This window comes from Streptomyces sp. NPDC002206 (assembly GCF_053593595.1).
This window is the reverse complement of record NZ_JBSFCW010000019.1, coordinates 25,379-45,782: the sequence shown is the minus strand read 5'-3', so window position 1 is coordinate 45,782 and position 20,404 is coordinate 25,379. Positions and strand designations below refer to the sequence as shown.

The 20,404-nt window shown below is 67.5% G+C and carries 19 protein-coding genes, 1 tRNA gene and 4 pseudogenes; 13 read left to right on the top strand and 11 right to left on the bottom strand.

The genetic code is table 11. The annotated features are described in order from the left end of the window. Nucleotides 1–57: 57 nt before the first annotated feature. The 4 genes and pseudogenes from ACWCP8_RS27915 to ACWCP8_RS27900 all read left to right on the top strand — a co-directional run bounded on the left by ACWCP8_RS27915 (nucleotide 58) and on the right by ACWCP8_RS27900 (nucleotide 2,992). Nucleotides 58–564: an SMI1/KNR4 family protein gene (locus tag ACWCP8_RS27915; protein ID WP_451118839.1), complete on the top strand. Its 507-nt coding sequence runs from the start codon at nucleotides 58–60 to the stop codon at nucleotides 562–564. A gap of 72 nt (nucleotides 565–636) precedes the next feature. Then, nucleotides 637–1,574: pseudogene (locus ACWCP8_RS27910) on the top strand (tyrosine-type recombinase/integrase); the annotation flags it as partial. A 383-nt stretch (nucleotides 1,575–1,957) separates the two neighbouring features. Next, entirely contained in the window at nucleotides 1,958–2,311 is a 354-nt protein-coding gene (locus ACWCP8_RS27905; RefSeq protein ID WP_383917043.1) for a hypothetical protein, read from the top strand. A gap of 336 nt (nucleotides 2,312–2,647) precedes the next feature. After that, on the top strand, nucleotides 2,648–2,992 hold the full coding sequence (locus ACWCP8_RS27900) for a hypothetical protein (RefSeq protein WP_451118838.1): 345 nt from the start codon (nucleotides 2,648–2,650) through the stop codon (nucleotides 2,990–2,992). Nucleotides 2,993–3,206: 214 nt separating this feature from the next. Here the strand turns inward: ACWCP8_RS27900 and ACWCP8_RS27895 are convergent, their stop codons facing one another. After that, the gene (locus ACWCP8_RS27895; RefSeq protein WP_451118836.1) at nucleotides 3,207–3,593 is read right to left on the bottom strand and encodes a hypothetical protein; all 387 of its coding nucleotides are present in this window, start codon (nucleotides 3,591–3,593) and stop codon (nucleotides 3,207–3,209) included. Between the two features lie 682 nt (nucleotides 3,594–4,275). On the opposite strand from ACWCP8_RS27895, the gene ACWCP8_RS27890 reads away from it, so the two are divergent. Beyond that, nucleotides 4,276–8,124, top strand: coding sequence for a S8 family peptidase (locus tag ACWCP8_RS27890; RefSeq protein ID WP_451118834.1), 3,849 nt, complete (start codon nucleotides 4,276–4,278; stop codon nucleotides 8,122–8,124). Nucleotides 8,125–8,702: 578 nt separating this feature from the next. After that, nucleotides 8,703–9,041: a hypothetical protein gene (locus ACWCP8_RS27885; RefSeq protein ID WP_352266709.1), complete on the top strand. Its 339-nt coding sequence runs from the start codon at nucleotides 8,703–8,705 to the stop codon at nucleotides 9,039–9,041. 1 nt (nucleotide 9,042) lies between these two features. Here the strand turns inward: ACWCP8_RS27885 and ACWCP8_RS27880 are convergent, their stop codons facing one another. Together ACWCP8_RS27880 and ACWCP8_RS27875 are read right to left on the bottom strand one after the other, a co-directional pair. Next, nucleotides 9,043–9,264, bottom strand: coding sequence for a hypothetical protein (locus ACWCP8_RS27880; RefSeq protein ID WP_352266710.1), 222 nt, complete (start codon nucleotides 9,262–9,264; stop codon nucleotides 9,043–9,045). A gap of 2 nt (nucleotides 9,265–9,266) precedes the next feature. After that, a complete protein-coding gene (locus ACWCP8_RS27875; protein WP_352266711.1) occupies nucleotides 9,267–9,653 on the bottom strand; it encodes a hypothetical protein in 387 nt (128 codons plus the stop codon). 399 nt (nucleotides 9,654–10,052) lie between these two features. Here ACWCP8_RS27875 and ACWCP8_RS27870 point away from each other — a divergent pair, with 399 nt between their 5' ends. After that, a complete protein-coding gene (locus ACWCP8_RS27870) occupies nucleotides 10,053–10,451 on the top strand; it encodes a DUF6188 family protein (protein ID WP_451118832.1) in 399 nt (132 codons plus the stop codon). 298 nt (nucleotides 10,452–10,749) lie between these two features. Here ACWCP8_RS27870 and ACWCP8_RS27865 read toward each other — a convergent pair whose 3' ends face one another. From ACWCP8_RS27865 to ACWCP8_RS27855, 3 genes are all read right to left on the bottom strand, one after another. Beyond that, entirely contained in the window at nucleotides 10,750–11,142 is a 393-nt protein-coding gene (locus ACWCP8_RS27865) for a hypothetical protein (protein WP_451118830.1), read from the bottom strand. Nucleotides 11,143–11,697: 555 nt separating this feature from the next. After that, nucleotides 11,698–12,174: a hypothetical protein gene (locus tag ACWCP8_RS27860; protein ID WP_451118828.1), complete on the bottom strand. Its 477-nt coding sequence runs from the start codon at nucleotides 12,172–12,174 to the stop codon at nucleotides 11,698–11,700. Between the two features lie 12 nt (nucleotides 12,175–12,186). Then, nucleotides 12,187–12,657 carry an NUDIX hydrolase gene (locus ACWCP8_RS27855; RefSeq protein ID WP_451118826.1) on the bottom strand — a complete coding sequence of 157 codons (471 nt, stop codon included), beginning with the start codon at nucleotides 12,655–12,657 and terminating at the stop codon, nucleotides 12,187–12,189. Nucleotides 12,658–12,675: 18 nt separating this feature from the next. Between ACWCP8_RS27855 and ACWCP8_RS27850 the strand changes: the two genes are divergently transcribed. The 4 genes and pseudogenes from ACWCP8_RS27850 to ACWCP8_RS27835 all read left to right on the top strand — a co-directional run. Continuing rightward, nucleotides 12,676–13,455 (top strand): GntR family transcriptional regulator, encoded by a 780-nt coding sequence (locus tag ACWCP8_RS27850; protein WP_451118824.1) that lies wholly within the window; start codon nucleotides 12,676–12,678, stop codon nucleotides 13,453–13,455. Nucleotides 13,456–13,594: 139 nt separating this feature from the next. Then, complete coding sequence (locus tag ACWCP8_RS27845; protein WP_451118822.1) at nucleotides 13,595–13,948, top strand: SCO3933 family regulatory protein; 354 nt, start codon at nucleotides 13,595–13,597, stop codon at nucleotides 13,946–13,948. A 2-nt stretch (nucleotides 13,949–13,950) separates the two neighbouring features. Further along, a pseudogene (locus tag ACWCP8_RS27840) lies at nucleotides 13,951–14,247 on the top strand (plasmid transfer protein); the annotation flags it as partial. Further along, nucleotides 14,246–14,515, top strand: a pseudogene (locus ACWCP8_RS27835) (tyrosine-type recombinase/integrase); the annotation flags it as partial. The pseudogenes ACWCP8_RS27840 and ACWCP8_RS27835, both read left to right, overlap by 2 nt. Before the next feature lie 51 nt (nucleotides 14,516–14,566). On the opposite strand, the gene ACWCP8_RS27830 reads toward ACWCP8_RS27835, so the two are convergent. Continuing rightward, nucleotides 14,567–14,640: transfer RNA gene (locus ACWCP8_RS27830), tRNA-Gly, on the bottom strand. Nucleotides 14,641–15,116: 476 nt separating this feature from the next. Here ACWCP8_RS27830 and dcd point away from each other — a divergent pair. Together dcd and ACWCP8_RS27820 are read left to right on the top strand one after the other, a co-directional pair. Continuing rightward, a complete protein-coding gene (gene dcd / locus ACWCP8_RS27825) occupies nucleotides 15,117–15,692 on the top strand; it encodes a dCTP deaminase (RefSeq protein WP_030977663.1) in 576 nt (191 codons plus the stop codon). Between the two features lie 9 nt (nucleotides 15,693–15,701). Continuing rightward, entirely contained in the window at nucleotides 15,702–16,199 is a 498-nt protein-coding gene (locus ACWCP8_RS27820) for a phosphoribosyltransferase (protein WP_267003717.1), read from the top strand. A gap of 76 nt (nucleotides 16,200–16,275) precedes the next feature. On the opposite strand, the gene ACWCP8_RS27815 is transcribed toward ACWCP8_RS27820, so the two are convergent. The 4 genes and pseudogenes from ACWCP8_RS27815 to ACWCP8_RS27800 form a co-directional block, all read right to left on the bottom strand. Beyond that, nucleotides 16,276–17,190, bottom strand: coding sequence for a Yip1 family protein (locus ACWCP8_RS27815; protein ID WP_451118820.1), 915 nt, complete (start codon nucleotides 17,188–17,190; stop codon nucleotides 16,276–16,278). A 310-nt stretch (nucleotides 17,191–17,500) separates the two neighbouring features. Next, the gene (locus tag ACWCP8_RS27810; protein WP_451118818.1) at nucleotides 17,501–18,541 is read right to left on the bottom strand and encodes an FG-GAP-like repeat-containing protein; all 1,041 of its coding nucleotides are present in this window, start codon (nucleotides 18,539–18,541) and stop codon (nucleotides 17,501–17,503) included. A gap of 3 nt (nucleotides 18,542–18,544) precedes the next feature. Next, a pseudogene (locus ACWCP8_RS27805) lies at nucleotides 18,545–18,826 on the bottom strand (integrin alpha); the annotation flags it as partial. A 136-nt stretch (nucleotides 18,827–18,962) separates the two neighbouring features. Then, complete coding sequence (locus ACWCP8_RS27800; RefSeq protein ID WP_352266723.1) at nucleotides 18,963–20,384, bottom strand: FG-GAP-like repeat-containing protein; 1,422 nt, start codon at nucleotides 20,382–20,384, stop codon at nucleotides 18,963–18,965. Between the last annotated feature and the right edge of the window lie 20 nt (nucleotides 20,385–20,404).

The window sequence follows — 20,404 nt, the reverse complement described above, 5'->3', positions numbered from 1 at the left end:
CCGAGATGATCACTCGAAGGGATAGCCTCCACCGCTCCGAATCGAGAGGCTGAGCCGGTGACTGACGATGAGGTTGTCGAGGCGTTGCGAACCGTAGCCGAGACGGGGACCTTTCCACCGCCCGCAGCACCTAAGGATGTCGTCGAGGCGGAAGAGGTCATCGGTTTTCCCCTGCCTCCGCTCTTGCGACGCCTGTATACCGAAGTGGCCAACGGCGGATTTGGCCCCGACGAGGGAATCCTGGGTGTGCGTGGGGGGCCCGCACAAGGCAACTTCGCGGACATCGCCGAGCTGTACGAGGACGGCCCCGATCCGTCCGGCCGCATCCCTGCCGGCCTGGTGCTGATCTTCGACTGGGGCTGCACGATCTGGTCGCTGGTCGACTTCCGCGATCCTGCGGGCCCCATGTGGTGCAACCATCAAGGAGAGCACTGGCCCCAGGGCATTACCTTCTCGCAATGGCTGACCGGCACGTTGGCGGGTACGGTCACGGTGGACACGCTGTTGGAGAGTCAACCCCCATCGCAGATCAGTCCAGTCCGCCACTGCCCGAGGCCCACATAGGTCGGCAACGTGGATGGGCCCTCGCCTTCGCCACCCACCCAAACCCGGTCCGGACGGTGTCATGCGGCCCGCGCGTTGCTGTGGGTGAGGGAACGCTGTCTCTCGCAGACCACCGACGAGCTGTACCGGCGACTCCTGCGTCTGCACATCCTGCCGACCTTCGAGGATCTGGACCTCGACCAGATCACTGCGCCCCGCGTGCGGTCCTGGCGCTCGGAGTGGCTCGACACGACGGGGGCCGAGACCACGATTGCCAAGAGCTACCGGCTTCTCAAGGTGATCCTGGAGACGGCCGTCGAGGATGAGCTGATCCGACGGAACCCGTGCCGCATCCGAGGTGCCGGAAAGGAGACCGCGGTCGAACGGCCTGTCGCCACACCGTCGACCAGGTCGACGCGCTCGCCGATGCCCTCGGGCCTCGCTGGCGGCTGATGGTCTTCCTCGGTGCCTACGGACCGCTCCGGCCGGAGGAACAAGCCGAGCTGCGTCGGAAGGACGTCGACCTCGACAACCTGACCGTCCGGGTCCGGCAGGCTGCCCCGGAGCTGACCACCGGCAAGCGGGCAGGGGGGCCGACCAAGTCCGAGGCGGGCAAGCGGCTCGTGGTTCTGCCGGCCTTTCTGCGGGCCGACCTCCGCCGGCATCTCGACTGGTACGCCGAGAAAGGTCCGGACGGACTGCTGTTCGTGGGGGAGAAGGGTAAGCCGTTCCGCCGGTCCACCTTTGGGCGGAAGTGGCGTGCTGCGCGTACGAAGGTTGGTCTTCCTGACGGCTTTCGCTTCTACGACCTTCGTCACACCGGGCATACCCTCACGACCCGTTCCGGGGCGACGCTGAAGGACACGATGGTGCGCGCCGGGCAGTCGACCGAGCGGGCCGCGCTCATCTATCAGCACTCGGACCTGGAGCGGCAGCGCGAGGTGGCGGCCGGCCTCGACCCGCTCGTACGGGCTCGGCGCGAAGCAGTGGATGACCAGGCCTCTGGCACGGATATGGCACGGGACGCTTGAACTGGTCCAGACAACAAAGAAGCCCCGGGCCGATGGCCTGGGGCTCTTGCATGGAGCGGGTGACGAGAATCGAACTCGCGCTCTGAGCTTGGGAATCACCGGGCCTTGGGCCCCCATCGGCGAGCTGACCAGCGGGGACGGAAGCCAAGGGGAACCCTGGAGCTCGCCTTAGCGCCCGTAGTTGACCGTGGTTCCCCGCCCTGTCGGGCACGGATCGGGCACGGATCGGGCACGGACACCTTCTGATCCGTAGCTCTAGCCGGATCGGTCAGTGATGGCCATTCTGGCCGCTACCAGGCCCCGGAGGGGCGCTACCGGACGAGGGCGGTTACTGGGGTTGCGGTACCTGGCTGCTGTACCGCAGCATCCCGGTGGGGGTGACCATGGAACGGCATTTGCTGGAGAAGCTGTTGGCCGGTGACGACGAGGCGTCCGCGGCCGCTCTGGCCGCCCTCCGCAGCGGCGCCACCTACAGCGTGTCGGATACGACGTATCCCGCAGAGCAGCATGCCGGGGTCTTTGCACGCCGACTTCGGCGCATGCGGCAGCACGGAGTCGAACCTCTTGGGCTGGAACGAATGGTGCAGCTCCTCCGCGAGCATGGCCGGCCGGTGTGCGGAGGGCTGATCGATTCTGCCGATCAGAAATGGACCTTCCTGTGCTACTTCACCGAGGACGGCAGTGCACTGGTGGCCTGCGCTGGCTGGCAGCGGATTGCCAAAGAATCACCGCTTTAGGAGCGAGGTGGGGCGAGTTGAGGTCTGACCTGCGGGATACCGACTTCGGCGACTGCTGGCTGTGGCCTCCGCCAACCGCCGCAGTTCCCCGTGAGTCCCCGCCCGATCTGGCGCGGTTGTGGCACGGGGAACTTCTGATCCGTAGCTCCTGCTCCTGGTGGCCTATCTGTCCGGTCTGGTGAACATTACCGCCGCGTCTTACATGCCTCCGATGATGTTGACGTTCTTTGTGCGACCCGGGAGAGTCACTGCGGCGAGCATCGGGGGGTAGGTATGAACATGGCTGGCACCTCGGCACCTCCGGAGCACGGAGGCGTCGCGAGAGGCTGTGTGACCGTGGGCCTGATCATGGGGTTGGTGCCGCTTGGCGGGCTGCTGCTCCTGTTCAGTTTCGTGGCCACGATGGAGGTTGACTCTCCAGACGCTTTCGCGGGGTGGCGGGACAACCTCAGCGGCCTCGCGCTGTTTCCGCTGGCCCTCAGCGTCACCGCGCTCCTCGGGGCGCTAGCAGCCGCGTTGTGGGGGTCCCGGCGCGTGCAGCCATTCGTCGGCCTGGTGTGCGGTCTACTGCTCGTCGCGGCCTGCTATCGGGCGTACACGCTTGCACCGATGCTGAAGTGCTGGGGCCACAATTCCATCGCGCGGGAAGCGGACGGCTCCTATAACTGCGCTGACCGCTGACCGTGGCCTTCCACTTCGCCCCCAGGGCAGCTCAAGTCCTGAGCTTGGGAATCACCGGCCGATCAAGCTACCCCAGGGCCCTGACCTGTGCGTAAGCGTGCCTTTACTGAGCTGGGCTACGCGTCGAAGTGACCGCTGTTGCCCCCTCTTACCCACCTGTTCTGGCACGCATTTGGCACGGCTGCCACGAGATGGCACCGGCTCCCCCTGGTCGTCAGTCCTCTCCGGGAGGAATCAGGCGGTCGGCACCCTCGGCGTCGTCCACGTGGCCGGTGGCGTCGACGGTGATAGGAGTGGCCCGACCCGTCGCTGTGATCAGCCATGCGAGCACCTGCTCGGTCAGCGGTGTCCCGTTGGGCCCCTCGTCCTCCCAGTGGGCGCGCCAACCACCACCTGGCACAGCGGCCACGACCTGGTCGGCTCGCTCCAGGTGAGAGAAGTCCGGGTAGTCCGTGACCGGGCGCAGCGCACCACGCTGAGGGTCGACGACGAGAGCCGTACCGGTGGTCTCGCCCCAGGTCTCCACAGCCACGGTGCGCCCGATCGCCGACTCCGTGCCGTTGAAGATGGCGAGCCAGCCCGTCAGGTTGAAGTAGCGCATGGGAAACATCGTCTCCCACATTCAACGTTGGCGTCTGGCTGGCCGCTTGTAGAAGGCATCTCGGCGACACCCGCTTTAGGAGTTCGATCCCCGGTTTCCGCGGTGTCCCTGAACGTGGGTTCAGCATGCAGTCCCGAGTCTGCCGATGACCTTCTCTATCCATCGCCGTCCGGCGTCGTTGATGTCAAGGATGGATGTCAGCCTGTGTTCCTCGGGCCCGGGTACTGGGTTCCCTGCGGGTAGTACGCAGCGCTCGTCGCTGGCGCCCATGGCGGCGGGGTTGGTGGTGGCGGTTCCGGCGGTGTTGGTTGAGGACCGGCGGAGGCGAACTAACGCCCCTGCTCCAACACCCGGTCCGCAAACGGACTTCGGACGCCCATCCTCGGTCGCTCCAACATCGGCGCCCTTCCTGCATTTTGCAATCTCGGCAAGTGGCACACCGTCACCACATTTGATGGGGTAATCCGTCGCCGTACTCATTAGGTAGCTCCTCCGGGGAAGAAACACGCCCAATTCATGACAATCACCGTCGTGCTGACAGTGTGGCGGCGGCGCGCCGGCGGCGGGTGTCGCAGTTGGAACATGTCGCAGTTGCGACACCTGAGGTCAGTGACAGGTTGAGCGGCATCAACGGATGCTTTCGGACAGCTTGTGCCCCAGCTGGACGAGAGGTGTCTCACTGATGTTTAGAATCCGCCTAACGGCGGCAATATCGACGGGATTGGTGCTGAGTGCCGGAGTTGTGCCAGCCGCACTCGCAGCGCAGACGGCAGCTACTGGGACCGCCACTCACCCCGCTGCTGTACGGGGGGCTCGCTCCGTGACCGTGCGGCTGGTGACCGGTGACCGGGTGACCGTGACGACACTGCCCGGCGGACGGCACACCGCGTCGGTGCAGCCCGGACCCGGGCGCGAGCACATCCCCTTCCAGACGCTGGAGGGGGACGACAAGCAGTTGACCGTGATGCCGTTCGACGCCGAGGCGCTGGTGTCGGCAGGCACCCTGGACCGGCAGCTGTTCAATGTGACGGCGCTTATCTCCCAGGGCTACGACGAGGCACACACCTCCGCGCTGCCGCTGATCGTCTCCTCACGGCCGGAGCCGTCACGGGCCGGGGCCAGGGTCACCGCACAGGCAGCGAAGACAGCCGCGGCCACGGCCGACCGCCTGGTGGCGCTCAACGCGTCGGCGACGCCCTCCCGTGACCTGCAGAGCATCCACGCGCGGTCGGTGCGGGTCGCCGGCCACGACCTGGGGAAGTTCTGGAAGACGCTGAACCCCGGCAGAACGCCGGACGCCGCCCGCACAGCGGTCACCCCGCGCATCTCGCTGGACGGCAAGGTGAAGGCTCTGCTGGACCGCAGCACCGCACAGATCAACGCCCCCATCGCCTGGAAGGCCGGCTACGAAGGCCAGGGCGTCAAGGTGGCCGTGCTGGACACCGGTGTCGACGCCAGTCACCCCGACCTCGTCGACCGCATCGCGGAGGCCAAGGACTTCTCCGGCAGTGGGAACACCGGCGACCACTTCGGCCACGGTACGCACGTCGCCTCGATCGTCGGCGGCAGCGGGGCCGCCTCCGACGGCGCCCGACGCGGTGTCGCGCCCAAGGCTGACCTGCTGATCGGCAAGGTGCTGGACGACAACGGCTACGGCGACGAGTCGGGCATCATCGACGGCATGGAGTGGGCGACCGCCGAGCACGCCAAGGTCGTCAACATGAGCCTCGGGGCGGACGAGCAGACCGACGGCACCGACCCGCTCAGCCAGGCCGTCGACAACCTGACCGCCTCCACCGGCACGCTCTTCGTGATCGCGGCGGGCAACTCGGGCCCGGGCAGGTACACCGTCGGCACGCCCGGCGCAGCCGATGCCGCGCTGACCGTGGGCGCCGTCGACCGCGACGACTCCCTGGCCCCCTTCTCCAGCCGTGGCCCGCGCTTCGGCGACGACGCGGTCAAGCCCGACGTGACCGCCCCCGGCGTGGGCATCGTCGCCGCCCGCGCGGCCGGCACCACCCTGGGCGACCCGGTCGACGCCAACTACGTCGCGCTGTCCGGTACCTCCATGGCCACCCCGCACGTCGCCGGCGCCGCCGCGCTGCTGGCCCAGCAGCACCCGGACTGGGACGCCCAGCAGCTCAAGGACGCCCTGATCAGCACCGCGCACACGGTGCCCGGCACCAAGGTGACCGAGCAGGGCGGCGGCCGCATCGACGTGGCCGCGGCCATGGGCCCGGTGACGGCCACCGGCTCCGTCACCCTCGCCCCGCTGACCACCGGTGGCACGCAGGGGCCGCAGCAGGCGTCCACCCTTCGCTACACCAACACCGGCGATCACCCGCTCACCCTCTCCCTGGCCGTCAACCTGGCCACCGAGACCGGGAAGGCAATCCCCGACGGGGTGGTCAGCCCCGACTCCAGCACCGTGCAACTGGCCCCCGGTGCCACCGCCGACGTACCGCTGCGCACCGACGCGACCCACGCCGTCCGCGGCAAGTTCTACGGATACATCACCGCGAAGTCCGCCGACGGCACCGTGCTCGCCCACACCACCGTCTCTCTCGTGGTGCACGCCCCCCAGCACCGGCTGACCGTGGTCTACCGCGACCGCAACGGCAAGATCGTGCCCGGCTCACTGCCGACCATCTGGGGCCCCGACGGGTTCGTGAACTACACGGACCGCGACGCAGGAGTCGCCGTCGTGGAAGAGGGCACGTACAACATCAACTCCGGTTTCTACGACCGGACCGATGATGGCGAAGAAGCCGGCCAGATCGTCGACCCCGAGGTGAAGGTCACCAAGGACATGACGGTGACGCTGAATGCCGCCGATGTCACCGAGGTGAAGATCCGCACGCCTCGCCCCGCCGAGCAGCACGGCGTCCTCAGCACCATGTTCTACCGCCAGATCGACGGTCACGGCCTGCTCCAAGGCGCCCTGTTCTTCGACACCGTCAAGCGGCTCTATGTCAGCCCCACCGCTGCGGTCACCGACGGTGCCTTCGAGTTCTCCTCGCGCTGGCAGATGACGGCCCCGCAGCTGCGGGCCAAGGTCTCGGGCAGTTCACAGCAGTTCGCGCCGTACTACCAGGTGACCTCCCCGGTCTTCGGGGACCAGGGCGCGCGGCTGACCGCTGCGGCCGCCGGCCTGGCGGCGGCGCCCGACTTCCGCGGGGCGCGCGGCAAGCTGGCCGTCGTACGGGACGACAACTCCGCCTGGTACGACCGACGGGCTCTCGCGCAGGCCGCGGCGGACGCGGGGGCCAAGGCGCTGCTGCTGGTGCAGCCCGAGGGCTTCTCCGACTGGACCCGGTGGCAGCCGAACGGTGACCGGATGGCCCTGCCCACCATGCAGACCTCCTGGAAGAACGGGACGGCTCTGCTGGAGCGCATGGCGAAGGGCGCCACGACGTTGGAGTTCTCCGGCACCGTTCGCAGCCCGTACCTGTACGACGTGATGCAGGTTTCGAAGGGCTCCATCCCCAAGCAGGTGGTCTACACCGTCTCGGACCGGAACAGCGCGGAGGTCCGCAGTACGTACACCCGCACCGGTGCCTCGTCCTGGGCGAGCGAGCAGCGTTTCGGATGGCGGCCGTTCGAGGACACCGCGTGGAACCAGTACAGCCGCTACGTCCCGGTGGGGCAGGAACGCGTCGAGTACGTGAGCGCCGGGGACACGCTGTGGCAGCACGTCGTGCACCACAACGTCATCGACAACGTCGACTTCCCGCTGCAGGCCGGCATGCACGACGACCCGCACACCTACCGGCCCGGCCAGAGCGCCACGGAGCGGTGGTTCGGAGCAGTGGTCCGCCCGTCGATCCCGCGCGGTAAGGGCCTGTCATCGGTGCGCAACGGCGACACCCTGTCGGTGTACGTTCCGGAATTCAACGACTCCGGCGCCGGCCACTGGTCGTTCGCGGAGAGCGACCCCTTCGGCGGAATCGGCGGCGGCGTCGGCACGGCTTCCGTGAACGACACGGCCGAGGCGGTGCTGTACCGGAACGGGGAGCAGATCGCCACGTCCGACAGCGGTGCGTGGGGCAACTTCGAGGTGCCCGCGGGCAACGCCGAATACCGGCTCGACCTGACCACCGCTCGTGTCTCGGACGACTGGCACTTCGGCACCCGCACCAACACCTCGTGGACGTTCCACTCGGACACCGCGGCCGACAAGACCCTGCTGCCGCTGCTCCAGCTCGACTACGACGTACCGGTCGACGCACAGAACGCGGTCGGCGCGGCGCGCGCGCACGCCCTCGGTCTGACCGTCCGCATGCAGGACGGCATGGCAGCCCCCCGCGGGGTGACGCTGAAGGTCGAGGCGTCGTACGACGACGGGAAGAGCTGGAGCACCGCGCGCACGGCGCGGCACGGCGGTGACGGGCAGTTCACCGCCACCGTGGAGCGGCCGTCAGGCGTAAACGGCGACGCGTACGTGACGCTGCGGCTCACCGCCACGGACGCCGACGGCAACAGCGTCCAGCAGACCGTGAACCGCGCCTACCTGCACCACGGGACCGCGTGAGCCGCCGGGAACGCTGACGCGGACTGATCCGGCTGAACCACGGCGGGTGCCAAGGGCCCTTAGGGCCTTGGCACCCGCCGTGTCATCTGTGGCCTGGCCATGGGGCTTCTGCTCTTGCGTGCGAGCCCAAGCCCAGATTTACTCCGAGGAGCCTTTCTGATACTCCGATGCAGGTCAGGGCTGGTGTCTCGGCAGGATTCGAACCTGCGACACCCGCTTTAGGAGCGAGGTGGGGCGAGTTGCGGTCTGACCTGTGGGATGCCGACTTCGGCGGCTGCTGGCCGTCGTCGCCGCCAGCAGCCGCAGTTCCCCGTGAGTCCCCGCCCGATCTGGCGCGGTTGTGGCACGGACCCCTTCAGATCCACAGCTCTATGCAGAGTGGCCAGAGACAGCCATACCGGCCCCAGCCTTGCCTCATGGGGCCTGGATGAGGAGACTCCAGCCCATCGCCCGGATCTCGTCGTAGGTTGCAGGCCGAGTGAGCATGTCTGTCGTGAGTTCGAGCGGGCGCAGCAATGTCGGGCCCGTGCCCTACCCTTTGAGTGGGCGCGGGGCCTACTCATTCCCTGGGAGGGAATATGCCCCACGACCGCGTCAACGCCGCGAAGTTCATCAGCCGCTATCTCGACGAGCCGTACGAGACGCTCCTCGGCGGCGAAGAAGCTCATCACCTGCTCGCCACAGTGCACGCCGACCGCGTCTGCCCGCCGAGTGGCCACAGCATCCGCTGGGACGACTGCTACGCCTCTGCCGACCTGTACCCGCTGACGTGGAAAGCGCGCCTGCTGCTCACCCCCGGCGGCGTAGCACTTCCGCCGGCCGAACACCTCATTGGCGACGCCAGGGAGCGGGCGGAAGCCGCCGGGACACTGGCGGAGCGCATCACGTCCGAGGGCCGGCAGTACGGCGTCGCCTGACTCACCAAGGGGCGGGCCACATCTCCGGCCCGCCCCCACGCCAGTCGATCAGGCCAGACATGATGACGTCGTCCTCGTCGATGTCGTCCATGCCCGCCCGGCGTAGGAACTCCGTCACGTCTCGCACGCTGTGCGCCATGCCGAGGATCTCCCCATCCACGCGCACCCGCCGCCCGCCAGACTCGTCGGGCGGATAGACGACCACAGGCAGGTATCCAGACACGCTCAGAACGTCCAGGAGACGGAAGCTGAAACGCCCCACGGGAAATTGATACTGACGGAGAAGGTGGGGTGTGTGAGGATATGCCCCAACTTGTTTAGTTGGACGGTCAGCAATGTAACGATGCGCACGAGCAGTTGGGTGACACGTCGCGAAAAGCCTGCATAGCGCAGCGGGGACTGTGGAGCGTACGTACGGGCGACTGCATACGACGCCAACGACGCCCACTCCTGAACATCAACAATCACTTGCGCCGAAGGTTCCTCGACAGCACGCCTTCCTTCAGGTTCAGAGAGGGCGTGGAGAATTACCTCAAGCGCGGCCGCAGCCTCATCCTCGGAGTCACCCGCTGCCTCGCTCACCTCGTTGCGTACTCGCGTGGAAACTTCCACATTGCCTCCAAGACACACGTTTTCGAGGATCCCAGCTTGTGTCCGGATACGCCCGGACGCATCCGGACACCGCCACCCGGAGCATCGCTCTTGTCTGCATTGCCGTGCTCGCCCTCGGTTGAGTGGCCTTCTTGGGGCAGCACTCACTTCGTCGCTGCTTCTACGTCGGCCGACGTCACGGCCGGAGAGCACTGGTTTGGAAGACCCCGTACGTGGATGCCTGCTGACCTGCGAGGTCGTTGACCTGCGTGGGAGCTCCGCGCTGTCCGCGATTCCCCGTGGTTCCCCGCTCGTCTCCTGGTGATCGGGCACGCAGGGGGCACGCCGCTGGGGGAACGGGCTGCACCTACGATGTCGAACCATCAGGTTGTCGGCTTGCTGTGGACGTGGGGAGACGGCGTGAAGGTTCCTGTGGCCTTGATCGGCTCTCGGGTGGAGCGCACAGCATTTGATCAGCAAGTGCGGCTGATCCTGTGCGCCCTCGATCCGGACGAGGGGTACCGGCTGGATGCCGAGTTGGTAGTGGAGACGCCGTTCCTGTTCCGGGATGCTGCTGGCGAGTGGCATGAGCTGGACCCCGGCACAGGTGGTGTGAGCCTCGCGCCTGTTCTAGCGCTCTATCGGCAGTCGGTCACCGCGGTCGACGTGCGTGACCATGGCGCGTTGGTCATCGACTTTCAAGATGGCGCAGGACTCTGGATCGGGCCAGACCCACAATTTGAGTCCTGGCATCTGACCGGACACGGAATCGACCCGATCACGGTCGGTCCTGGCGGTGAGGACGACTGGGTGCGCTGACTGGCGACAGCACGGATGCGGCGGGTGACCTTCGTCGCAAGGTCAGTGGAATCTCAGTGACTGATCAAGCCAAGGGGGGCGTCGGCTACCGGTTGGAGGTGGCGCCCCGACGGCACGGCTTTGCGCTCTGACCGCATCCTTATCAGTTCGATCACATGGAGCCGCCGACGTCAGTCAACCTGTTCGGCGCCTCGGCTGATTCTCTGCTGCGGTTTGGCGCTGACCGCTGTCGTTCGCTGCTGTTGGTGTCAGACGCTGATGTCAGAAAGAGGGAGCCTCCTTGACAGGCTGCTCGGCCCTACTCCTGGCCCCGAAGAACCACGTCGGCAGCGCGCGCGTACCCCTTCGGATCATCGACTGAGACCCGCACACGCCACCGTTGCGGTCCCCCTATGTACTTGACGAACCGGCTTTCTCCCAGCACGTCACCGATCACAAAACGCCGGTCTGCCAAGTGGAGCGCCCCATCAAACACCGTGGTGAACGATGGATCGGTGGCAGTGCCCTCGCCGTGGTCGCGGAACAACCGCACTTTGATCAGAACCGTCTGTGCTTGCACGCGGACGATGACGTGAGTATCGGACGACGCAGCGGGAGCGTCGCCTAGCTCCAGGTCATCGCGAATCCAGTCGGGGGAGCCCAAAGCCATGATCGGATGATTGACGTACAGGTCCACTCCCGCTATCTGCACGGTCCCCACCCTTCTGTCAGCTGATTCAGGGAAGCTAGCAGTCGCGATGGCACGCGGTTAGATCGGTGGGATGACTTGGGCCTGTCGACCTGCTGGCGTACACCCGGCATCCGGCCTACATCCCCACTACCTCTCCCGGCTCCCATCCCGTCCGCCTTCGGCCCACACATCGTGGAGCGGGCGTGGTTCATGGCGTCCAGGTGGAGCGCGCCACTGTACGAACGACCTGGACGCCATGGGCCGCGGCTGCTCGGCTCTGCCTGGGTCGAAGGTGGTCGGGATGGGAGCCCACAACGCTCGCCACGATCCGGCCGGCACTCGCGAACGGCGCCTCTCCCATCCCGGAGTCTGAGCGCCCCCGCCGGAGGCATGCCTGTGGCCCGCGGATCGGTCTCGACTCATGCCCTTCGGCCTATCCACTGCGGGCGCGCGTCGGCGGCGGCAGCGCCGAGCGGGCCGAAGGCAGGAGCGCGGGCGCAGCCAGAGCCGGGAAGCGCGCCCGGCGGAGCGGAGCGCAGCCGGGTGCCTTGATGAAGTAGAGAAACTCTTACCGCGCTATGGGCCCGTGGCTTCAAGGGTGGCGCGGTTGGCATCGATACGCGCTGCAAGGTCGATCAGCGAGCACACGACTTGGGCCCCGGCGATCGGGTCGAAGTCCGCCACGGCGGGTGCTGGGGAGAGGTAGTCCGAGGGGTAGATCCCCCAGCCTTCGATCAAGCTCCACCCAGCCTGGACCTTGGCGGTCTGCCCGTCGGAGGATGACACTCGTAGCCATGCGGTGCACTGGTCGGAGAAGTCGTACGGCAGGTAGACGGTGCCGCCCCCATCCCTGAGGCTGGCGACCTGCGAGCTCCACTGCTCCAGCAGGCGCGAGAGTTTGAGGCCAAGGCCGCCGAGGACGGTCGGAGAGTCGTCCAACGCCAGGTAGTAGGAATCGCAACGGTGTTGGTAGGGGCCAATGCGCAGTCGAAGATCGTCGTGCGACCCCTGCGTTCGGACACGGTCGAAGTGCAGCGCAACGTCCGCTGGCATGAGCGGCCTCTTTCAGCGAGAGTTTGTGATGAGGTGCTTGCCGTCGTGGCTCCGCACGTGGGGGCCGGCCCCGTCCAGGGCATCGAGCAGGCGGACTGCGTAGACCTCGGACATGCGCTCAGTGATCTGTTCCGGGGTGAGCCAGTCGACCGCGGTGGATTCGGCTGACGTTCGCTCGGTGCCTCCGGAGGGCTTGCACCGGAAGACCATGGCGACGATGCCTCTGGCCGTGTTCTTGTAGACGCCCGTGAGCTGGTCGACCTCGACGTGGATGCCGGTCTCTTCCCAGACTTCGCGGCTGACGCCTTGCTCCGGGGACTCGTCCAACTCCAACACTCCGCCCGGTAGTTCCCATGTGCCGTTGTCCGCGCGGCGGATCGCCAGGAGTCGGCCGTCCTCGCGCACGACCGCCCCCGCCACGGACACACTGTGCTTCGGCGTTGACGGGGCTTCCTGGGCGCTGTTACTCATGTACAGGAGCATAGGAGAGTGGATAGGTCTATGGGAACCGCGGTAGGAGGTGGCAGGGCCGTACCTCGGTACGTTCAGATCGCCGACGAGATCGTTCAACAGATCCGGGCAGGTGTCCTCAAGCCTGGCGACATGGTGCCGAGTGAGTCCGAGTTGGTCGACCGCTACGGAGTGTCCGGCGGCACGATCCGCAAGGCCATGGTGGAGGTGCGTGCGAGCGGCCTGGTGGAGACCCGGCACGGAAAAGGCTCCTTGGTGAAGGCCCGGCCCCCGGTGCGCCATCGATCTTCGGACCGGTTCCGGCGCTCGCATCGCAAGGGCGGCAAGGCCGCGTACCTCGCAGAGTCGGAGCAGGCCGGCGCGACCGCCAAGGTGAGCGTGCTGTTCATCGGCCCGGCCGACGCACCCGACGACATCGCGGAACGCCTCGGTGTGGATCCCGGAGCCAAGGTGCTGGCCCGCCGCCGCCTCTACTTCCGCAACGGCACTCCGGTCGAGACTGCTACGTCGTACCTGCCGTGGGACGTCGTGAAGGACATCCCGGAGCTGTTCTCCGAGAACCCCGGCCCCGGTGGGATCTACGCCCGACTCGAAGACGACGGCCATGTCTTCGCGGAGTTCGTCGAGACCCTCCAGGCGCGGCCGGCCTCGAAAGCGGAGTCCTCCGAACTCACGCTGAGCCCCGGCGCGCCGGTCGTTCACCTCATCCGCGACGCCGTGACCGAAGAGGGTCGTGTGGTCGAGGTCTTCGACACCCTCATGGCCGCTGACCAGTTCGTCTTCAGCTACAGGATCCCCGCCACCGACTGACGCGCACTCAACTCCCCTCAACCCGCTGCGATTTCCTCTTCGCGGCGGGTTGACTCATGTATAGGAGTGCTGCACTCTTCTTCATATCATTCATGTACATGAGTGGCGGAGTTCGGCACCTACAGAGGAGTGATCTGCTGTGCGTCAGATTCCCGTCGACACCACGAACGCGACCGTGATGGTCGCCAAGGCCCCCCAGCCGAAGATCAAGGACCGCCGTACCGGTGAGATCGCGCTCGACAAGGACGGCGTGACCCTGATGATGGTGGAGGTCATGTTCTCCACGCCGGACGAGGTGGAGATCCTCAAGCTCACCGTTCCCCAGCCGGGCGTCTCCGAGGACCTGGCGATGGGAACACCGGTCGCGCTGACGGGCCTTGTCGCCTCGGCGTGGGAGAACGAGTTCAACGGACAGAAGAAGCACGGGATCGCGTTCCGCGCGGTCGCGGTCACCTCGCTCGCCGCCACTGCGTCGAATCCGAAGGCGGCCTGATCATGACCGGCTTCACGGTCGCCCTGGTGCTGGTTGTCGCTGCCACAGTGATCCTGCGGTGGCGGCGCCCCGCCTGGTACTGGCTGGCCTTCGGCGCGGCCTTAGCCACTCTGCGGGTTTCGGTCCGCTACGTCTCCGTGATGGACGCGTGTGGACTGACTGTCCCGCCCTCCCGCCGGCGCCTGGCCCTCGCCCGGATCGCCAACCGGCCCGCGCCGGAGTCCCGCGCCCCGCGCATCCTGCGCGTCCATCCCACACGCACCGGCCTCGTGCTCCGCCTCAAGCTCCGCCCCGGACAAGGTCGGGCTGTCGGAGAACTTCCGCTTCTACGACCTTCGTCACACCGGACACACGCTCTCGACTCAGTCGGGCGCCACGCTGAAGGACACGATGGTCCGCGCCGGGCAGTCCTCCGAGCGTGCCGCGCTGATCTATCAGCACTCGAACCTGGAGCGTCAGCGGGAGGTGGCCGACGGGATCGACGCCCGCGTCCGCGCCGAGCGGGAGAAGGGTGTGATTGTGCCTGACGATCGGGCATCGGGCACGGAACGGGCACGCGACGCCTAATGTGGTCTGGACAACAAAGAAGCCCCGGGCCGATGGCCTGGGGCTCTTGCATGGAGCGGGTGACGAGAATCGAACTCGCGCTCTGAGCTTGGGAAGCTCATGTTCTACCATTAAACTACACCCGCGCGGAGCGCTGATCGATCAACGCTCATCGTCGCACACTCTACCCCATGGCAGGCCCCCGGTGCGTGAGCCGGGGGCCTGGGTGTGTGTCCGAGGTGTGGATGCGGGTGCCGGGGGCGGGAGTTGGGGCGTAGCGTACGCAGTCGGAGCGCCGCCTGGAGCGGCGTCCTCTTCATCCCCTAATGTGGCGTTCTCGTCCAAGGCTTGTTGGGGAAGGGACTTGATGGACTCCATGGAGCGCACCGTCGTCCGCTGTGCCGAAGGGCACATTTTTGCTACCGCTTCGTTCCCGATGCAGCAGCTCGGGGCCGGTCGGATCGGTCCCGGGAGGCTTATTCGCTGTCCGCGCTGTGCCCGGTTGCGGCATGCCGTTCCTGTGGTGTTCGAGGAGCGGTAGAGGCGTCGGCAGACGATTGCGGCAGAGCGCGCGGGGCGGTCCGGTTGGGGCGGGCCCGCGCGTTCTGCGTATCCTCGGGACGTGCTTCTCTCAGATAAGGACATCCGGGCCGAGATCGACGCCGGGCGAGTCCGCATTGATCCGTTCGATCCGTCGATGGTGCAGCCCTCGAGCATCGACGTGCGGCTCGACCGCTACTTCCGGGTGTTCGAGAACCACCGCTATCCGCATATTGACCCAGCCGTCGAGCAGGCGGACCTGACCCGTACGGTCGAGCCGGACGGGGACGAGGCGTTCATCCTGCATCCCGGCGAATTCGTGCTCGCCTCGACGTACGAGGTCATCTCGCTGCCCGACGATCTTGCGTCGCGGCTGGAGGGCAAGAGTTCGCTCGGCCGGCTCGGGCTGGTGACGCATTCGACGGCCGGGTTCATCGATCCCGGGTTCTCCGGGCATGTGACCCTGGAGCTGTCGAATCTCGCGACGCTGCCGATCAAGCTGTGGCCGGGAATGAAGATCGGCCAGCTGTGCATGTTCCGGCTGAGTTCGCCGTCGGAGTTCCCGTACGGCTCGGAGCGGTACGGGTCGCGCTACCAGGGGCAGCGTGGGCCGACGGCCTCGCGTTCGTTCATGAACTTCCATCGGACTCAGGTGTGATGCCGGACCATGAATGACGTACGAGAGAACCTGACGTACGAGGCGTTCGGTCATGCCGTGCGGGAGCTCGCGCAGACCGTGGCCGACGACGGGTACGAGCCGGATGTGGTGCTCAGCATCGCGCGAGGCGGGGTTTTCGTCGCGGGCGGGCTGGCGTATGCGCTGGACTGCAAGAACATCCACCTGGTGAATGTGGAGTTCTATACCGGGGTCGGGACGACTCTGGAGATGCCGGTCATGCTGGCGCCCGTTCCGAATGTCATTGATTTCTCGGACAAGAAAGTCCTGATCGCCGACGACGTCGCCGATACGGGCAAGACGCTGAAGCTGGTCCGCGATTTCTGTATCGATCACGTCGCCGAGGTGCGCAGCGCGGTCATCTATGAGAAGTCGCACTCGCTCGTGAAGTGCGAGTACGTGTGGAAGAAGACCGATCGCTGGATCAACTTCCCGTGGAGTGTGGAGAAGCCTGTCGTGCGGCGCAGTGGGCAGGTTCTCGACGCCTGAGGCGGGAGCAGTGGAAAGTGGATGACCCCCGGTGCCGAGACGCCGGGGGTCATTTCTGTGGTGCGGGTGGTGGGTGTCAGATCGTGCCGAGCTTGATGATCGACAGAAGCGCGATCAGCTGGATCGCGGATGCACCCAGTGCCTTCGGCCATGGCAGGTCGTGCGACTTGCTGACCATCGAGGTGAAGAGTGCGGCCGAGGCCAGCCAGGTCACCCAGCCGAGGACCTGGACCAGGGAGTTCTCGCCTCCGAGGAACAGTGCGAATACCAGGCGCGGTGCGTCCGTGATCGACATGATCAGCATGGAGAGGCCGACCGTCGGCTGCCACGCGCCGTCGCCGCCGAGCTGGCGGGCTAGGGTGTGGGTGACCGCGCCGAGGACCAGGCCGCCGATGACGAAGCCGACGCCCGTGAGGACGACGTACGGGACGGCGGCGGAGAGCGTCGCGTGGATCGCGTCGTCGCGGGCCTGGTCGAAGCCGAAGAGTGCCAGCAGGCCGTAGAGGAACGTGACGATGAGCGCCGGGCCCCAGACGGGGTAGTCGCGCATCTGCCAGAACGTCGGGCCGGGGCGCAGCACGATGCCGCTCAGCAGGTCCTTCCAGTGCAGGCGGGGGCCTGCGGGCTGGGCGGGGGCCTGGCCGGCGCGGTAGCTGTTGCCGTCGCCGTACAGGTCCTCGTTGATGCTGAACGCTTGCGTGTGACCCGGGTTGTTGGCGTACGGGTGGCCTCGGTGGGGCTGCTGGGGCTGGTTGTACGGGTCGCCGAAGTATTCGGGCTCGCCGTGTGCGCCGCCGTAGCCGCCGTTGCCCTGATGTGCCCCGGGCCGGCCGGCTGTGTACGGGGCGCCGTTGCCTCCCGTCGGCGGCCATGGCTGCTGACCGTACGGCGGCGGTGGTGCCTGTGTGCCGTACGGCTGCTGCCGCGGTTGCTGTTGCCCTTGCTGCGGGGTGCGGTTGTCCCGGCCGCGTCCGATCCTGAATCCAGCCACGTAATCGAACGTACCTGGTCCGGGACGGTGAGGTGCCGGGCCCGGAGGATCGGGCCCGGCTTTGCGGCCGAGCTGTGACATCCCCTAAGGGCCCCTAAGGGTGTCCCGAGGCTGCAGTGAGGGGTGTCCACGGGGCGACGCGGGGATGCCTGGAGTGTCCTGGCTGATCCGGGCGCTGCCAGGGTTGTGCGGCCAGGGCCACGCAGGGCCGGGAACAGGGCCCCTTCTCCTCTGCGAAAGCGACGAGCCCGTCCCGGTGCTTGTCCACCACCCGGGACGGGCTCACTGCGCTCACGCGGCACGTATGTGGTCAGTCGGCCAGTTCCGCCCAGAAGTTGGTGAGTGACGGGGCGTCGATGAGGTAGGAGCCCGTGCCGGTCGGGCCCGATGTCGTGCCGGGCAGCACGTAGAGGCGACCCGCCTCGGGGGCAGCGGCGATCAGTTCGGCGCGGCCGTCGCGGTTGTAGTCGCGCAGTTGGACGGACTGGCCCAGCCAGCCTTCTTCGGTGGTCTCGCCCTCGACGCCCGGCGTGGCGTAGTCGTACCAGCGGGAGCCCGTGCCGGTGACGCCCGATGCGGAGCCGCGCAGGACGGTGACGCCGCCCGCGGGGAACGGGCCGTCGCCGATCATCTCGCCCTTTACGCCGACGGCCAGGTCCGGATAGCCGTCGCCGTTGGTGTCGGCGGCCGAGACGTCGCTGCCGAAGCGGTCCCCGAACTCGGCGGCGCCCGGCACTCCGGACGTGGACTGGGTGATCTTCTTGGCGGAGGTGCTGGGGCCGGTGGACGTGCCGGGCAGGATGTAGACCGCGCCGCCGGTGCTGGTGCGCGGGGCGCCGACGGTCAGGTCGCCGTAGCCGTTCTTGTCGTAGTCGGCGATGGTGGCCGCGGCCTCCATGAGGGAGGCGCCGCTGGGCAGGCTCACCTTCTTCGTCTTGGTGGGGCCGCTGGACGAGCCCTTGTAGAACCAGACGCGGTTGCTGTCGGTGTCCCAGTCGTCGCCGAGGACGGCGAAGTCCGCGGTTCCGTCATTGGTGACCTTGCCCGCGACGACGTTGTCAGGGGAGATGTTCTCGCCGTCGGTGGGGTCGAGGTTGGTGGCGGTGCCGCGCGAACCCGACTTGGTGAACGGCCCGCGCAGGTACCAGATGTTGTCGTCGTCGACGGCGACGACGTCCTGCTTGCCGTCGGCGTTGAAGTCACCGACGGCGAGGTCCTTGGCGAACCCCTTGTCCGGGTACTTGGGGTTCTTGTACGCGCTGCCGCTGGTCAGGCCGGACGCCGACCCCCACAGGACGGTGAACGTTCCGTGGTAGCTTCCGTCGTCCTCGCCCGGCGCGGTGGCGATCACATCGGCGTAGCCGTCGCTGTTGAGATCGCGGGTGGTGATGTCGGTGCCGAACCAGTCGTTGGCCTCCGCCGAGCCGGGGATGCCCGCGCTGTTCTGGGAGACGGTGGTGCGGTGAGCCGGGTCGAGGCCGGTGGCGGAGCCGTAGAGGACGACGACGGCGCCCGCCTTCGAGGCGCCGCCGACCGTGGCGCCGCGGTCGCCGATGGCGAGGTCGCGGTAGCCGTCGCCGTTGAAGTCGTCCGCGGACGACGCGGCGGCGGCCGCCGCAGGAGTCGGGAGGGTCAGGGGGTGAGGGCCACCGCCGTGAGTGCGACGACGACCGCGGTGGTGCGTTTGCGCATGATGTCGGCCTCCTGGAGAGGGGGAGCCGGACCCGCGATGGGTGCGGGTCCGGCCGGCGGGGGAGCGGGACGTGCCGGTGTCAGCCGGTGAGTGCGGCGCCGAACGTCTCGTCGTCCCAGGGGCGGCCCGCGTCGTCGGGGCTGATGGCCATCGAGCCGGTGGCGGTCGGGCCGGTGCTCGAGCCGCGAATGCGCCAGACGGCTCCGGAGCGGACGGACTCCTGGGGTGCGGCCTCGCCGATCGCCGAGACCGCGAGGTCGGCCCTGCCGTCCTTGTTCGTGTCCGACAGCTGCAGCGCCGAGCCGAACAGATCGCCCTTCTCCACGCTGCCGGGGATACCGGTCGAGTCCTGGCTGAAGGACTTGGCGCCGGTGGTGGTGACGCCGGACGCGGAGCCCCGCAGTACGACGAAGCAACCGGCGTCGGGCTTGGTGCCGATGTCCTCGCCGGGAGAGCCGATCACCAGGTCGCCGTAGCCGTCGCCGTTGATGTCGCCGATGGCGAGCGCCCCGCCGAACATGTCGCCCGGCTCCGCAGAGCCGGGCACTCCGGGCGTCGACTGGTGGATGCTCACGCCCTTGGTGGTGTCGATGCCGGACGATGCGCCGTGGACGATGGTGACCCGTCCACCCATGGCCGTCGTCTCGTACGAGTCGCCGAGTGCGATATCGCGGTAGCCGTCCTTGTCGAGGTCCCCGATCGCGGCTTCGTCGCTGTCCGGGAGTTGCCATGACTTGACGAGGCCCGTTGCGGAGCCGGTGTAGAGCCAGGCCTGGGACTGGCCCTCGTCGTCCTTGCGGGCCTGGATCACCAGATCCGCCTTCTTGTCGCCGGTGACGTCGCCGGCGGTGAGGTTGCGGACGAAGGTGCCGGTCTCGGCGGGGACGTGGACCGTCTCCGTTGCCCCCGCACCCCCGGAACGGCCGAAGGGGCCGTGCTGGATCTGCAGGTCACTCTGCGGTGTGCTGACGACGACGTCGGCGCTGCCGTCGCCGTCGAAGTCCCCGGCGGCGAGCTCGCTGCCGATCATGGAGCCGTCGAAGGCCTTCGGCACGGAGACGGTTGTCCCGCCCGAGACGCCGGCGGAGCCGCCCCACAGGATGGTGACGGAACCCTGGTCGGAGTTCGGTCCTACGTCCTCGCCGGGGGCGCCCACGGCCAGGTCGGTGTAGCCGTCCTTGTCGAAGTCGGCAGTGGCCAACTTGGCACCGAAGGAGTCGCCCCCTTCAGAGGAACCCGGGACACCGCTGCTGTTCTGACTGATCATCTTGTGCTTGGCCGGGTCGATGCCGGCGGATGTGCCGTACACGACGGTTACGTATCCGGCGTCGGTGGCCCCGCTGATGCCCGCGGGTACACCGATCGCGAGGTCGCGGTAGCCGTCGCCGTTGAAGTCGCCCTGCAGCCCGGACGGTGCGGCGGAGGCCGCCGTCGTCGTCACGGGCAGGGCGAGCAGACCGGTCGTGAGGGCTGCCGCCAGGACAAGGGTGCGCTTGCGCATGATGTCGGGCTTCCGGGAGA

Bases quoted from the DNA above. Each gene is read 5' to 3' on its own strand.
- ACWCP8_RS27905 (WP_383917043.1), top strand. From the start codon at position 1,958: ATGGAACGGCATTTGCTGGAGAAGCTGTTGGCCGGTGACGACGAGGCG.
- ACWCP8_RS27895 (WP_451118836.1), bottom strand. From the start codon at position 3,593: ATGCGCTACTTCAACCTGACGGGCTGGCTCGCCATCTTCAACGGCACG.
- ACWCP8_RS27890 (WP_451118834.1), top strand. From the start codon at position 4,276: ATGTTTAGAATCCGCCTAACGGCGGCAATATCGACGGGATTGGTGCTG.
- ACWCP8_RS27885 (WP_352266709.1), top strand. From the start codon at position 8,703: ATGCCCCACGACCGCGTCAACGCCGCGAAGTTCATCAGCCGCTATCTC.
- ACWCP8_RS27860 (WP_451118828.1), bottom strand. From the start codon at position 12,174: ATGCCAGCGGACGTTGCGCTGCACTTCGACCGTGTCCGAACGCAGGGG.
- ACWCP8_RS27855 (WP_451118826.1), bottom strand. From the start codon at position 12,657: ATGCTCCTGTACATGAGTAACAGCGCCCAGGAAGCCCCGTCAACGCCG.
- ACWCP8_RS27850 (WP_451118824.1), top strand. From the start codon at position 12,676: ATGGGAACCGCGGTAGGAGGTGGCAGGGCCGTACCTCGGTACGTTCAG.
- ACWCP8_RS27820 (WP_267003717.1), top strand. From the start codon at position 15,702: ATGAATGACGTACGAGAGAACCTGACGTACGAGGCGTTCGGTCATGCC.
- ACWCP8_RS27800 (WP_352266723.1), bottom strand. From the start codon at position 20,384: ATGCGCAAGCGCACCCTTGTCCTGGCGGCAGCCCTCACGACCGGTCTG.